15 protein-coding genes are annotated in these 14,943 nt (G+C 38.6%); 12 read left to right on the top strand and 3 right to left on the bottom strand.

The window, feature by feature from the left end:
• Positions 1-761 precede the first annotated feature (761 nt).
• A complete protein-coding gene (locus CRI88_RS20795; protein WP_230593833.1) occupies positions 762-1,070 on the bottom strand; it encodes a hypothetical protein in 309 nt (102 codons plus the stop codon).
• 105 nt (positions 1,071-1,175) lie between these two features.
• On the opposite strand from CRI88_RS20795, the gene CRI88_RS20790 reads away from it, so the two are divergent.
• Together CRI88_RS20790 and CRI88_RS20785 are read left to right on the top strand one after the other, a co-directional pair.
• Positions 1,176-1,502, top strand: a complete 327-nt coding sequence (locus CRI88_RS20790; RefSeq protein ID WP_036122750.1) for a nucleoside triphosphate pyrophosphohydrolase — start codon at positions 1,176-1,178, stop codon at positions 1,500-1,502.
• Between the two features lie 125 nt (positions 1,503-1,627).
• Entirely contained in the window at positions 1,628-2,038 is a 411-nt protein-coding gene (locus tag CRI88_RS20785; protein WP_036122753.1) for an Asp23/Gls24 family envelope stress response protein, read from the top strand.
• A 99-nt stretch (positions 2,039-2,137) separates the two neighbouring features.
• Here the strand turns inward: CRI88_RS20785 and CRI88_RS20780 are convergent, their stop codons facing one another.
• Positions 2,138-3,307 (bottom strand): MFS transporter, encoded by a 1,170-nt coding sequence (locus CRI88_RS20780; protein ID WP_058844027.1) that lies wholly within the window; start codon positions 3,305-3,307, stop codon positions 2,138-2,140.
• 167 nt (positions 3,308-3,474) lie between these two features.
• Positions 3,475-4,335, bottom strand: a complete 861-nt coding sequence (locus tag CRI88_RS20775; RefSeq protein ID WP_058844028.1) for a MerR family transcriptional regulator — start codon at positions 4,333-4,335, stop codon at positions 3,475-3,477.
• Positions 4,336-4,757: 422 nt separating this feature from the next.
• Here CRI88_RS20775 and nusB point away from each other — a divergent pair, with 422 nt between their 5' ends.
• From nusB to recN, 10 genes are all read left to right on the top strand, one after another.
• A complete protein-coding gene (gene nusB, locus CRI88_RS20765; RefSeq protein ID WP_036122758.1) occupies positions 4,758-5,141 on the top strand; it encodes a transcription antitermination factor NusB in 384 nt (127 codons plus the stop codon).
• 31 nt (positions 5,142-5,172) lie between these two features.
• Positions 5,173-6,027 carry a bifunctional methylenetetrahydrofolate dehydrogenase/methenyltetrahydrofolate cyclohydrolase FolD gene (gene folD, locus CRI88_RS20760; protein WP_058844029.1) on the top strand — a complete coding sequence of 285 codons (855 nt, stop codon included), beginning with the start codon at positions 5,173-5,175 and terminating at the stop codon, positions 6,025-6,027.
• A gap of 133 nt (positions 6,028-6,160) precedes the next feature.
• Positions 6,161-6,976, top strand: a complete 816-nt coding sequence (locus CRI88_RS20755) for an undecaprenyl-diphosphate phosphatase (RefSeq protein ID WP_058844030.1) — start codon at positions 6,161-6,163, stop codon at positions 6,974-6,976.
• A 232-nt stretch (positions 6,977-7,208) separates the two neighbouring features.
• Positions 7,209-8,567 (top strand): exodeoxyribonuclease VII large subunit, encoded by a 1,359-nt coding sequence (gene xseA, locus CRI88_RS20750; RefSeq protein ID WP_058844031.1) that lies wholly within the window; start codon positions 7,209-7,211, stop codon positions 8,565-8,567.
• A complete protein-coding gene (gene xseB, locus CRI88_RS20745) occupies positions 8,564-8,797 on the top strand; it encodes an exodeoxyribonuclease VII small subunit (RefSeq protein WP_008179899.1) in 234 nt (77 codons plus the stop codon). The genes xseA and xseB overlap by 4 nt, the downstream gene beginning before the upstream one ends.
• A gap of 3 nt (positions 8,798-8,800) precedes the next feature.
• Entirely contained in the window at positions 8,801-9,682 is an 882-nt protein-coding gene (locus CRI88_RS20740) for a polyprenyl synthetase family protein (RefSeq protein WP_036122780.1), read from the top strand.
• A 163-nt stretch (positions 9,683-9,845) separates the two neighbouring features.
• Complete coding sequence (gene dxs / locus CRI88_RS20735) at positions 9,846-11,747, top strand: 1-deoxy-D-xylulose-5-phosphate synthase (protein WP_036122781.1); 1,902 nt, start codon at positions 9,846-9,848, stop codon at positions 11,745-11,747.
• Complete coding sequence (locus CRI88_RS20730) at positions 11,747-12,565, top strand: TlyA family RNA methyltransferase (protein ID WP_036122784.1); 819 nt, start codon at positions 11,747-11,749, stop codon at positions 12,563-12,565. The genes dxs and CRI88_RS20730 overlap by 1 nt, the downstream gene beginning before the upstream one ends.
• Before the next feature lie 100 nt (positions 12,566-12,665).
• A complete protein-coding gene (ahrC, locus tag CRI88_RS20725) occupies positions 12,666-13,115 on the top strand; it encodes a transcriptional regulator AhrC/ArgR (protein WP_004231170.1) in 450 nt (149 codons plus the stop codon).
• A 33-nt stretch (positions 13,116-13,148) separates the two neighbouring features.
• Complete coding sequence (recN, locus tag CRI88_RS20720; protein ID WP_058844032.1) at positions 13,149-14,840, top strand: DNA repair protein RecN; 1,692 nt, start codon at positions 13,149-13,151, stop codon at positions 14,838-14,840.
• Positions 14,841-14,943: the final 103 nt, after the last annotated feature.

Genomic DNA, 14,943 nt, shown 5'->3' with positions numbered 1-14,943 from the left:
GTTAGAAGTCCATAGTCACGCTACAAGATACTTTGATGAAGCAATGACATATTGGGGTTGACAGTTTCAATGGGACTTCATGAGAGCCATACTAGAGGTGGATAGGAGCAAAGGAAAACATTCCGCACGCACTTCGAAGCATGTCATGACGACATAGAATGAGCGTACATTGATTGAACAGATTTGATATATGATTTCTTATCAGCAAACCTAATTAATGGTTTGTTTGTTGATTGCGAGTGGTAAAAATAGTAACTTTGTATTATATGAGAAAAATATATTTTGAATTAATTTGATGTTAAAGGGGATTTGAAATGTCAAAGAAATGCAATAAATGCGGAGAAACAAAAGCCCTTGTAAGAATGGTCAAGTAAACAAAAGCAACTTATTCTACTATATGTAAGGATTGTTTAAACACTTCAAGACGAAAAAACCCTTACCATTGAAACCTAGAGATGGTTACAAGTATTGCGCTAAATGTAATAAAGAAAAAGTTTTAGAAGAATTTAATGTACGTTTCATTAACCATCATCGTACATTAATAAAGAAAGAGATTTTAGAGGAAAAAAAATCCTATGTATGGCAGGCGAAGATTTGGAGAAGAAAACCCGAACTACAAGCCATATAAAACGGAGGAAGAAAGAGAGAAAGGAAGATTAATAGAGGGATACGGAATTTGGAGAAAGTATGTTTATAGTCGTGACAATTACACATGCCAATGTTGTTTTGATAATCAGGGTGGAAATCCAGTTGCGCATCATTTAGACGGTTATCATTGGTATAATGAGGGAAGAACAAATGTAGCAAATGGGGTAACGTTGTGTAATGGTTGTCACACTAAATTTCATTCTCTTTATGGGAACTTTAAAATAAGGTCCATAAACTTGTGCTTTTTCCCAATCAAAAGTAGTCAATTGATTTAGTGAAACGATTTTTGAGCCACCATTAGCTTGCTCCATTATATTTTTTGCGAGCAAGGTATCTTCAGTAGCTCTATTTCCTAATAATAAAATAAGCATTGTAAAAATAATGACAGCCGCCCCAATACCCAACAACCATTTTCGTAACATCCTACACCTCTATTCTGAAACTATTTCTATATTATAGAAATGATACTATATAATAGAAGTTGGTGATAGTACAAAACTTTTGGATGAATGGGAGTTAATCAATAGATGCCTGTATACAATAAGCTTGTGAGAGATAAGATTTTAGACATTATTCAAGCGAAGGGTTTATCTTATCATGCGCGAGCCCTAGAATCTAATGAGCTATTGAATGCAATAAAAGCTAAGATGATAGAAGAAGCATCAGAATTTCATGACGCAAAAGATAGACAAGCAAATATGGAGGAGCTAGCGGATATACTTGAGCTTATTCATGCAGCCATAAGAGTGTTAGGTGTAAGCTATGAAGAGCTAGATGCGACTCGTGAGTATAAGAAAATAATACGTGGTGGATTTGAAAATGGGGTTTACCTAATAGATGTCGAGGATCAATAATTCCAATTCAACGATTCTATCGATAAATTAAAACGGCTTTCGACAGCCAAACCTTCCTTTTTATAGTATAATGAACGTAAGTACAGCACTTGTTTGTGATGTGTAAGGGAAAGGATGATATTTGTATGGCAGAGAAAGTAGGACAATCTTTCGTACAACCAACACCTTCTGGAAAAGAAGAGCTTGGAAAAATTGAGGTAGCAGCAGAGGTGATCGAAGTTGTAGCTGGGATTGCTGTCAATGAAGTTGAAGGCATTGCTGCAACTCGTGGAAATATTGCGACGGGTGTCGCTGAACGTTTCGGTAAAAAAGTACACAATAAAGGCATTAAATCAGGTGTAACGGAAACTGGTGAAATTGCTATTGATGTATTTTGCTCTGTGAAATATGGATATGCCATTCCTAAGGTAGCGAAGGAAGTTCAAACCCAAATACGACAAGCTATTTTGAATATGACAGCACTAGAAACAGCAGAAGTGAATGTGCATATTACAGGAATTCATTTCGAAAAAGAAGAAACTGTAGTACATGAATAAAAAGAAGGATTGCCCAACGATGATTTGTTCATCGCAAGGGCAATCCTTTTTTAGGAGGATTCTCTAGGATTCATTTGTATAGATGTGTATCGTTCATTTTTATAATTCAATATGCTTTGGCTTTCTCCAGAATAATGCAAGAATGACGCCAAGCACTAAGACGATTGTGGCAAAATAGTATGGATAGTTCAGATTCACATCGAACAATATACCACCTAAGATAGGGCCGAAAATATTACCAAGACTTGTAAACATAGAGTTCATTCCACCAACAAATCCTTGTTCATTTCCGGCGATTTTTGATAAATAGGAAGTAACTGCAGGACGAATTAAATCGAAGCCTACGAAAATAAAGAATGTAACAAATAAGATGGCAAAATAATGATTCACTATCGTCATGGCGAATGTTAAAACTGCTGAAAGGATTAGTGAGTAACGAATAACATTAATTTCGCCCATTTTCTTTGTCAGCCAATCAAATAGTATTAATTGAGCCAAGGCACCTACAATACCACTTCCTGTAATGATAATGGCGATATCAGATGGTGTGAACGCAAATTTGTGATCGACGAATAAGCTAAATAGCGATTCGAATGCAGCGAGGCCAAATGACAGAACGAAAATAAGAATGAATGGAATGAAGTAGAGCGGGCTAAAAACTCGCTTGACACTACCAACAATAGATGGTGCCGATTCTTCATTGTCTGTAGCACGTGTCGGTTCTTTTAAAAACATAAATGACAGGATAGCCGCGAACAGACCAAGTACTCCAGCTGCATAAAATGGTACACGTGTACCATATTCAGCTAAAAAACCACCGATGCCAGGACCGATTATAAACCCTGTGCTGATGGCTGCACTCATATAACCAAGTGCTTTTGGACGCTGTGCCAATGTTGTAATATCGGCAATATAGGCAGTTACGGCTGGCATAATGAAAGCTGCACTCACGCCACCTAGCATACGGGAGACAAAGAGTATTTCAACTGAACGACCAAAGCCGAATAAAAACTCTGAAAGTCCAAAAATAAAAAGACCTGCAACAATCATAATTTTGCGGCCAATATTATCGACAAGCTTACCAGCAATTGGTGATGCGATTAATTGTGTGATAGCAAAGGCTGCCACCATATAACCAACGACAGAGCCCGAAATATGAAGCTCATTCATAATCGTTGGTAAAACAGGGATGACTAAACCAATCCCTAAAAAGGCAATGAAAAGATTAGACAGTAAAATGGCTAAAGTTATATTTTGTTTCTTGCTCATAAAGTACTCCTTCTATTTGTTCACGATACATTTGTATTAAATCTACTAGATTATTTCCATGTAATACGATAAACCCTATAGTAACTATAGGGTCAAAAGATTTGTTTTCATTTTTAAAAGTTTTTATTAGTTTGGAAGTTTTCATGAGGAGTTATACGAATCCGTAGCTACTTTTTCGCAGAAATCATTGTTTCTTGTTTTTGCCTAATCTTTAATTCTACAATAAATTTCTTTTCTTTCTCCATCGTTAGAGTTGCTGGCATATATAGCTCATACACTTGTGATTCAAAAATTTCTTGCTGTGCCAACACATAATTTCTCAATTTTTCATAGAACGAAAAATAAGTATCGGGGTCATAAATAAAGGCAATGCATACATACTTACCAGCAGGGATGATGGTTTGCTGTACATTGGGTGAAAGCTTCGAAAATGTGCGCTCCGTTAAAAGAGGAGTGAAGACAGCATCATAAATAATATCATTGACATCTTTATAGGGCACAAGAGGATATGTACAACCATATCGACTATTTAAGACACTGCCTTCCTTTTCGATGATTTTAGTTAATGTTGCATAATATGTACTCGTGCTCGATGTTGGTGTTAATTCAGTTGTTGTCACTTGCAGAACGGGCATAGCTTCTTCTATCTGCATATAGACCTCACCAAAAATCGGGATATCAATTTGCTCCTGTAATTGTTTTTTCGTTTTCAGTAACGTATTTTTGGCTTCGTTTAAACGTGAAATCTTTTCGTTTATGCGTAGCTCTTGCTGTGCTAAAAAAGCAAGCAATTCTTCGGAAGTTAATGTCAGTGCTTTTTTTATATCTTCGAGCGTAACGCCGATATATTTAAGCGATTTGATAATGTCTAAATAGAAAAGCTGATTGCCTTTATAATAACGGTAATGGGTGTAGGGATCAGTATAAGCAGGCTTAAATAAATCAATTTGATCATAGTAACGTAGCGTCTGAATCGATAAATTTGAAAGTTTGGCAACCTCACCAATGGTATAATAATGTTCCTTCATAAAATGGCCTCCACTAGTAATAGCTAAAGAAGTTTCGAATGGCATCAAATCGAATTTTATGCTTGCAATCCTCGCAGTAAAATAGGCGAGATTTTCGTTCCTTCATTTGTTTATATTGCTCCTCACCTTCCATCAATTTAAATGGTTTTTTACAGCTCGTGCATACAGCCTCATATTGCATTGTCAACACCTCTGAAGATTCTTTTTATTTTCTTCTTTAGTATACCATTATGGAAATGAAACCTTCATTTTTGAATAACCATATTTGATTAGAAGAGAGCTCCAATTGAATGAAAGGCTAAATGAAGCAAAAAGTTCCTTGGAAAAGGTTTCAGATTATTGAAAACTTGCTTGAAATCGTGTTTCTCGGGCGATTTTATGCTATTATAAACCTTAATGCCACTTAAGAAGGAGAGCTTTACATGAAACGACATGAAGCACGCGAAAAAGCGTTGCAAGTTTTGTTTCAGCTAGACAACACGGATCTAACAGTTGAAGAAGCAATGGGCCATATTAAAGGTCAACCTACCAATGCCTTCTATGAAAAGATTGTGAATGGAACAGCTGAACATTTGGAGGAAATCGATGCTACATTAGAACAGCATCTTGAAAAGTGGTCACTTGCCCGTCTACCCAAAATTGAAAGAACGGTATTACGCCTAGCTGTATACGAACTGTTATACATGCCTGAAACACCAAAAAGAGTAGTACTAAACGAAGCAATCGAGTTATGTAAAACATTTGGCGAAGATAGTTCATCTAAATTCGTCAATGGTGTACTTTCTAAATTTACAGAACAAGAATAATGTGTTGAATTGGAAGGAGTAACGAAGGTTTATGTCAAGTGCAATTATTAATGGTAAAGAGATTGGTCAAGAAATTCGTAATGCTGTGGCGGAGCGTGTCATTCGTTTAAAAGAACGAGGGTTAACACCTGGTTTAGCGGTTGTATTAGTTGGAGACAACCAAGCTTCAGCTACATATGTGAGAAATAAACAAAAATCTTGTGAAGCAATTGGTATGTTCTCAGAACTCATTAAATTACCAGAAGAAACAACGCAAGAGGAATTATTAGCACAAATTCAACGTTTAAATCAACGTGAGGATATTCACGGTATTTTAGTACAATTACCACTCCCAAAACATATTGATGAGGATACAGTCATTGCAACGATAGCTGTCGAGAAAGATGTCGACGGTTTCTCACCTGTCAGTGTTGGGAAAATGATGCTTGGCCAAGAAACATTTTTACCTTGTACACCGTTTGGCGTGATGAAGCTTCTTGAGTATTCAGGAATTGAAATCGCTGGAAAACATGCAGTCATCGTAGGACGTAGTCATATCGTTGGTAAACCAATGGGACAACTATTATTGCAAAAGGATGCAACGGTGACCTATACGCATTCTAAAACGCCAGATTTGCCTTCATTTACAAAACAAGCAGATATTTTAATTGCCGCTGTTGGACGTGCGAACTTTATTACGAAAGAGCATGTGAAAGAAGGGGCTGTTGTCATTGATGTAGGGATTAATCGCGATGACAACAATAAATTATGCGGTGACGTAAACTTTGTAGAAGTGGATGGAATTGCGTCTCATATTACGCCTGTACCAGGCGGCGTAGGCCCAATGACCATCACTATGTTACTATTCAACACTGTGCAAGCAGCTGAAAATAAGCTTGCACAATAAATAACCTTACGAAAAAAGGCATCTCAACATTGTTTTGAGATGCCTTTTTTATGTGACGTAAATTCAGAACTTTTATGCTGTTTTTGACGTCTAATGTAACGTTTGGGACATACATACTTAGAAGGAGGTTTTTATGGAAAATATCGATATTGTGTTAATTGTCAAACATATCATCATTGGTCTTGTCCAAGGTTTCACAGAACCCATTCCTGTATCGTCGAGTGGACATGTGATGATCGCCAGTGAAATACTTGGACTTGGGGAGCAAGGATTTACGTTTGCCATTTTAACAAATACAGCTTCGCTACTTGCTATTATGTATATTTATCGTGAGGATATTGTTCGGCTTATTACCCATTTTTTTCTTTATCTGAAGACACGTGAAAAACGGTATCATGCAGATTTTCGCTTTGCTTTGTATATCGTGATTGGTTCGATCCCTGCTGGCGTTTTAGGGGTGTTATTAAGTGATGTCATAGCTGATAACGTCAGTATGACAACGATTGCGCTCATGTTATTTGTCACAGGGGCCGCATTATGGTTAATACGTAATATGCGTGGCAAGAAAAAAGATGCAGATTTACGTGCAAAAGATGCCATTATTGTAGGATTGGGGCAAGCGGTTGCTTTAACGCCAGGTATTAGCCGTTCAGGAGCAACAATTATTTCAGCAATAGCCGTAGGGATGAAGCAGGATACTGCCTTACGTTTCTCCTTTATGCTTTATATTCCTGTAAGTTTGGGTGGGGTTGTCCTAGGGATTACAGATTTTTTAGACGAACCGAATAAAGGTACATTAGCGTTGCCCTATGCAGCTACTTTCCTAGCAACACTCATTATGACTTATTTTGCGATGCGTTGGTTTATGGGCATTATGAAAAGTGGTAAACTTAGCTATTTTACGTACTATTGCTTTATTGTAGGGACCCTTTTATTACTATTCTATTAAAATATAAAGTCTCATAACGACTCATGTTATGGGACTTTGTTTTGTAATGTATTACAATATACGGTTTCTAATAGTGAGAACGTGTAGGAATGTGTTATAGTTATTTTTCGATAGAGGAAACATCGTCGTTTTTTCTAGCGAAACTGCATTTTAGTCACGTCAACGACCGTAAAAAATGTTATGATAGGTGTAGTTTTGTGAAAAACTTGATTTTAGTAAAGGAGCCGAAAACATGTCCTCTGCTTCTTATTTAACTGTAAAAGCGTTAACAAAATATATTAAACGAAAATTTGATGCCGATCCACATTTACGCGAAGTATATGTAAAGGGTGAATTATCGAATGTTAAAATTCATCAATCAGGTCATATTTACTTTACATTAAAGGACGATGGTGCCCGAATAGCGGCTACCATGTTTAAAACAGCGGCCGCGAAGTTAGCATTTGAGCCAAAGGAAGGTATGCAAGTATTTATTCGCGGTGATGTAAACGTTTACGAAGGCTATGGAACCTATCAGCTCTATGTGCAGGAAATGCAACCTGATGGCATTGGAAGCTTATTTGTAGCCTTTAATCAATTAAAAGAGCAATTGCAAAAAGAAGGGCTTTTTAAACCGGAGTGGAAGCAGCCGATTCCAAAGTTTCCTGAAAAAATTGGTGTGTTAACATCGACAACCGGTGCTGCCATTCGAGATATTTGTACGACGTTAAAGAGACGATACCCACTGGCTGAGATTTTAATTTATCCAACACTCGTTCAAGGAGCACAAGCAGCCCCGAATATTGTGCAAAATATTCAACGTGCTAATCAGGAGGCAAGCTGTGACGTGTTGATAGTCGGACGAGGGGGAGGCTCAATCGAGGATCTTTGGGCATTTAACGAAGAAATAGTCGCACGGGCTATTTTCGACAGTCGAATCCCTATTATTAGCGCAGTTGGTCACGAAACAGATACGACAATTGCTGATTATGTTGCTGATTTACGAGCACCTACACCAACAGCAGCCGCCGAAATGGCTGTACCAGATCAGGCGGAATTATTTCAACGTGTGCTTTCGCAAAAATCACAACTTCATCAGATGGTTAGGTCGCAACTTATGGCTGAACGTCAACGTCTAAATAAACTCCAACAGTCTTATCCATTGTCCATGCCCGAAAGACTTTATCGACCTTTTACGGAAAGATTAGCACAGCTTGAGTCCGGATTGCAGACAGCGATGCAAGTGGATTTGATGAAGAAAGGCGCCCAGCTTCAACAATTACATAGTACGGTGGAGCAACATTCACCAAAAAAAGCACTAGCCTTCCATCAACGGGAGCTTGAAGCACGCATCCAACAATTATCTCGTGCTACGACGTATTATGTGGCGAAGCAGCAACAACAATTCGAGGCAACTGTTAGAACATTAGAAGCTTTAAATCCACTATCCATTCTAACTAGAGGCTTTACAGTAGCATATAAAGATCAGCAAATGATTAAATCATCCACTGAGGTGCAAAAGCAGGATCAGCTTACGCTCACTTTCCATGATGGAAAGGTAGTGGCTGAAGTGACGAATATCTTGCCAAAGAATGAGGGGGAATCGTTGTGACAGAAAAACAACAAACATTTGCAGAAGCCATGACGGCATTAGAAGAAATCGTTCGCCAGCTAGAGCAAGGCGATGTGCCATTGGAAAATGCGATTGATTTATACAAGCAAGGAATGGAGCTATCAAAGTTTTGCCATAGTAAGCTGCAACATGCAGAAGAGCAGCTTGTATCGATTGTCCAAGAAACTGGTGAAACAACAGCATTTGATCCACTAAAGGGAGAGAATTAGGAAATGAATGAGCCATTAAAGTACTTTATCGAAAGCAATATACCACAAATTGAAGAAACCATGTATGCACTTGTTGAAAAAATTGATGCACCAGCGGATTTAAAGGAATCCATGCTTTATTCATTAAAGGCAGGCGGTAAACGTATTCGTCCACTTTTTGTCTTAGCTGTGCTTGAGCTTTACCGTAAAAATCTACAGGACGGTTTGATTATCGGTTCTGTGATTGAAATCATTCACACATATTCATTAATCCATGATGATTTACCGAGCATGGATAATGATGATTTCAGAAGAGGCAAGCCAACAAATCATAAGGTGTTTGGAGAAGCACTGGCTACGTTAGCTGGAGATGCTCTAAATACATTGGCATTTGGCATTTTAGCACGTATGGAAGTGTCTGCTGAAAAACGCATTGAACTTGTCCAATTGCTTAGCGTGGCAGCAGGCGCTGAAGGCATGGTTGGTGGTCAAGTACTTGATATGGAAGGGGAGCAACGTCAACTGAATTTAGCTGAACTGGAACAGGTCCATGTCAATAAAACAGGTGCTTTATTGCGCTTTAGTATTGAAGCGGGAGCCGTATTAGCAGATGTATCAGCGCAGGACCGTGCTACTTTGAAGGAATATGCGCATCATATCGGTCTTGCTTTCCAAATTCAAGACGATATTTTAGATATTGAAGGAACGACAGAAGAACTAGGAAAAACAGCTGGGAAAGATGTAGCTAGTGATAAAAGCACCTACCCAGCACTATTAACGTTAGAGGGAGCAAAAGAAAAGCTTGCTGAGCATTATCAACATGCCATTAATGCACTTGATCAATTACCAATAGATGTCAGCTTGTTACGTGACTTTGCTGCGTATATTGTTCATCGTAAAAACTAAGAGAAAATTAAGGCGTTGAAGGAAAAGAATATGCTAGAATAGGTGGGAACGTTTGCAATATGCAAACAATGGAGTGTTCGTACTTTTAGCATATTGATAACACTGTTATAATGGTGGAAACACAATTGCGGTGAATATTTTATTGAAAAGGTGTGTGAGAAAGGTGGATTTAAATAAAATAACTAGTCCATCCTTTTTAAAAAACTTAAATAGGAAGGAGCTTGAGCAACTTGCTCAAGAAATTCGTACCTTCTTAATCGAAAAATGTTCTGTCACAGGCGGGCATATCGGGCCGAATTTAGGCGTAGTTGAACTAACGATAATGCTGCATAAAATGTTTGACAGTCCAAAAGATAAGTTTTTGTGGGATGTTGGCCACCAAGCTTACGTGCATAAAATTTTAACAGGTCGTGCGAGTCAATTTGACACCCTGCGTCAGTTCAAAGGGCTTTGTGGATTTCCAAAGCGCGTGGAGAGTGAACATGATGAATGGGAAACAGGTCATAGCTCGACTTCCTTATCAGCAGCCATGGGTATGGCAGCAGCACGTGATATTAAAAAAGAACAAAGCTATGTTATCCCGATCATTGGTGATGGCGCTTTAACTGGTGGTATGGCACTGGAGGCTTTAAATCATATTGGGCATGCGAAAACGAATATGATTGTCATACTAAATGATAATGAAATGTCGATTGCACCAAATGTTGGTGCTTTACACAGTGTTTTAGGTCGTTTGCGTACAGCCAAGGAGTACTCCAAAGCGAAAGAAGAGCTAGAATCACTCATTAATAAAATTCCTGTATTAGGTGGTAAGCTTGCTTCTACAGCTGAACGTTTGAAGGACAGCTTAAAATATTTAGTGGTATCTGGAGTGTTTTTTGAGGAGCTAGGTTTTAAATATCTTGGTCCGATTGATGGACATGATTTCGAGGCTCTTGAAACGACTTTATCTTATGCGAAAAAAGTGAAAGGCCCAGTCCTTCTTCATGTGATTACGAAAAAAGGGAAAGGCTATAAACCTGCTGAGGACGATACTATTGGCAATTGGCATGGGACAGGTCCTTATAAAATTGAAAACGGTGCCTTTGTCAAGTCTGAGGCCAAGGGGCCAGCTTGGAGTAGTTTAGTTGCTGAGACGGTACGTAAAATTGCTCATGAGGATAAGCGTGTGGTGACCATTACACCCGCTATGCCTGTTGGCTCCAAGCTACAAGGCATACAAAAAGACTTCCCAAATCGTTTTTTTGATGTAGGAATTGCTGAACAACATGCAGCAACAATGGCAGCAGGTCTAGCCACACAGAAGATGAAGCCATTTCTAGCAATTTATTCTACATTCCTGCAACGTGCCTATGACCAAGTATTGCATGATATTGCTCGCCCAAATTTAAATGTCTTTATCGGTATTGATCGTGCTGGCTTAGTGGGAGCAGATGGAGAAACACATCAAGGTGTATTTGATATTGCGTTCCTTCGTCATATTCCAAACATGACGATTATGATGCCAAAGGATGAAAATGAAGGGCAGCATATGGTGAAAACAGCGATTGATTATGATGGTGGTCCTATTGCTCTTCGTTACCCACGAGGAAACGGTATAGGTGTGCCACTAGATGATGAGCTTGTCGCATTACCGATTGGTAGTTGGGAAGTATTGCGTGAGGGGAAAGATGCATCGATTTTGACATTTGGAACAACGATTCCAATGGCAATGGCAGCGGCTGACATGTTAGCACAGCAAGGGATCGATATTGAAGTAGTCAATGCTCGCTTTATCAAACCGATGGATGAAAATATGCTGCACCGTATATTAGCCGATCATAAACCGATTTTAACGATTGAAGAAGCAGTTCTACAAGGTGGGTTCGGTAGTGGTGTATTAGAATTTGCTCACGACCATGGTTATTTAAATGCGCTCATTGATCGTATGGGAATTCCAGATCAATATATCGAGCATGGTAACGTCGATCAGCTTCTTGCAGAAATTCATATGACTGCAGAGGATACGGTTGCACGTATGCATGTATTACTTCAACAAAAACAGCAAGTAGGTTTGAATAAATAATGACAAAACAACCAAAAGAACGAGTAGATATTTTACTTGTAGAGCGTGGATTATGTGAAACACGAGAAAAAGCAAAACGTTCCATTATGGCAGGACTTGTTTTTTCGAATGAAATACGTATTGATAAGGCAGGCGAGAAAATTGCCGTCGATGCACCGCTACAAGTAAAGGGCTCTGATTTAAAATATGTAAGTCGTGGTGGTCTGAAGCTAGAAAAGGCCCTGCAAATTTTTGATATGTCTGTAGAAGGGAAGCTAATGCTTGACATTGGCTCCTCTACAGGCGGCTTTACAGATTGTGCCTTACAACATGGCGCAAGACATTGCTATGCACTGGATGTTGGCTCGAACCAATTGGCTTGGAAAATTCGCTCGGATGAACGTGTCACGGTCATGGAAAAAACGAATTTTCGCTATACCACGGCAGCTGATTTATCAGAAGGCTTACCTGCTTTTGCCACAATTGATGTTAGCTTTATCTCGTTGTCACTGATTTTACCAGTCTTAAAAACATTATTGCTGCCAGGTGGTGATGTTATGGCATTGGTGAAACCTCAGTTTGAAGCGGGGAAAGATAAGGTTGGTAAAAAAGGGATTGTTCGTGATAAAAAAGTACATTTAGAAGTATTAGAAAAGACGGCCACTATGGCGACAACGCTTGGCTTTGTCGTGAAGGATGCCTCTTTCTCTCCAATCACAGGTGGAGAAGGAAATATTGAATTTTTATTCCATTTAGTGAATCCTATTGGAGAAGAAGTCATCCCTGCATATACAGCTTTTAATGCACTCGTTGAAGAAGCGCATAATTCTTTAAAATAACACGTGCTCGCTTATTGAGCCGTGTTTTTTCTTGTGCTTTTTTGTTGAAAATGGTAGGGTGATTATACACATATACTATTATTTATAAGAGGTGATTTCGTTGAATAAAGGACAACGACATATACGGATTCGGGATATTATTGCCAATCATGAAATTGAAACACAAGATGATTTAGTCGATTTTTTAAAAGAAGCAGGCTATAATGTGACACAAGCTACGGTATCACGCGATATAAAAGAGCTACATTTAGTAAAAGTACCATTACAGGATGGTCGCTATAAATATAGTCTGCCCGCAGATCAGCGTTTCAACCCAGTCCAAAAATTACATCGTGCATTAGCAGATGCATTTGTAAGTATTGATGGCGCATCTCACTTTTTAGTGATGAAAGCTCTCCCAGGGAATGCGAATGCGATTGCATCCTTACTTGATCATTTAGATTGGCCAGAAATTTTAGGTACAATTTCTGGAGATGATACCATTTTAATTATTTGTCGAAATGAAAATGAGCGTGAAAATACAAAAAATCGCTTATTAGACATGCTTTAAAAAATGGGGAATTTGATTCAGAGGTGACAATTTGTGTTAAGAGAGCTTAGTATTCGAAACTTTGCTATCATTGAGGATTTGACAGTGAGTTTTTCAGAAGGCTTAACTGTACTCACAGGGGAAACGGGTGCTGGAAAATCCATTATCATTGATGCTGTGCATTTACTTGCGGGGGGACGAGGCAATACTGAATTTATTCGTCATGGCGCAAGAAAGGCAGAATTGGGTGGCTTATTTCAAATTTCGAGTTCCATTCATCCCGTTCTGAAAAAATTAGAAGAAGCAGGCATTGAAATAGAAGAAGATACCGTTATTTTACGCCGTGATTTAAATGATTCTGGTAAAAGTATTTGCCGTGTAAATGGAAAGCTTGTGCCCTTATCCGTTTTAAGAGATATTGGGGCAAGTCTCATTGATATTCATGGTCAACATGAAAATCAAGAGTTGATGGATGAAAAACAGCATATTAATTTGCTTGACCAGTTTGCAGAGGAAGAGCTGTCACCTATTCAAAAAACGTATAGTACTCACTATGAGGAATACCGTTTACTCAAAAAAGACTTAGCCTCCATATCCATCGATGAACAATTGATGGCACAACGGATTGATTTGTATCAATTCCAAATAAAAGAGCTAGAGGAAGCTAATTTAAAGCTAGGTGAGGAAGACGAGCTCCTAGATGAACGTCGCCGTCTTATGAACTTCAATAAAATTTTTGAACGCTCTAGTGCAGCTTATGAGGCCATTCAAGGCGAATCGAAAGGACTCGATTGGATTGGTGCTGCTATGGGCGCGCTAGAAGATGCTGCAACAGTTGACGAACAATTTAAAGAAGCTTCTGAAGCGGTGACAACTGCGTTTTATGCCTTGCAGGATGCAGCCTATCAGGTCAAAAATGTATTAGATGAATTAGAATTTGATCCAGCTCGTTTAAATGAAGTTGAGCAACGTTTAGCGTTATTGCAAAATTTAAAGCGCAAATATGGTTCAACAGTGGAAGAAATTTTAGCGTATTACGAAAAAATTAAAACAGAGTTAAATGAGCTGTTGAATCGTGATGAAATTTTGCAAGTGAAAGAACGACGTGTGTTAGAAATGGAAGCTGTGCTCAGTGATCTGGCGAGTGAACTTTCAACTGTACGTAAAGCTGCCGCCCAGCAATTAAGTGAAGCAATTATGGCAGAGTTACGTGAATTACATATGGAAAAAGCAAAATTTATTGTCAATTTCGATGAATTACCATATTTTGATGCTAACGGGAAAGATCAGATCATTTTCTATATCTCTACAAACGTTGGAGAACCGCCGAAGTCTTTACCAAAAATTGCATCAGGCGGAGAATTATCGCGCATGATGCTTGCATTAAAAACCATTTTTTCCTCTTCTAATGGCATTACATCCATTATTTTTGATGAGGTTGATACGGGTGTCAGTGGCCGTGTGGCGCAAGCCATTGCAGAAAAAATAGCCGCGATTTCCGTTAATTCTCAAGTTTTATGTATTTCACATTTACCGCAAGTTGCTGCTATGGCTGATCATCATTACTTTATAAAAAAAGAAGTGGAGCATGATCGAACATTTACATCTTTATCAGAGATTGATCAAGATGCTCGAATTGAAGAAGTAAGTCGCATGATGTCCGGAACAGAAATTACTGCCTTAACATTACAGCATGCAACGGAACTTTTAAAAATGGCGGATGAACGAAAAAAACAGATGCGTTAAATTTTTATGCCAGGAACAGTGTCTGCTGTTTCTGGCTTTTTTCATTTTGCACAAATATTTACCGCTTATAAGAATGGCACAACAACACATAGTAAAAAGACAA

This window comes from Lysinibacillus fusiformis (genome assembly GCF_002845985.1).
Taxonomy (GTDB): Bacteria; Bacillota; Bacilli; order Bacillales_A; family Planococcaceae; genus Lysinibacillus; species Lysinibacillus fusiformis_D.
Note: the sequence above shows the minus strand (reverse complement) of the source record. Positions and strands in the feature narration are given on the sequence as shown.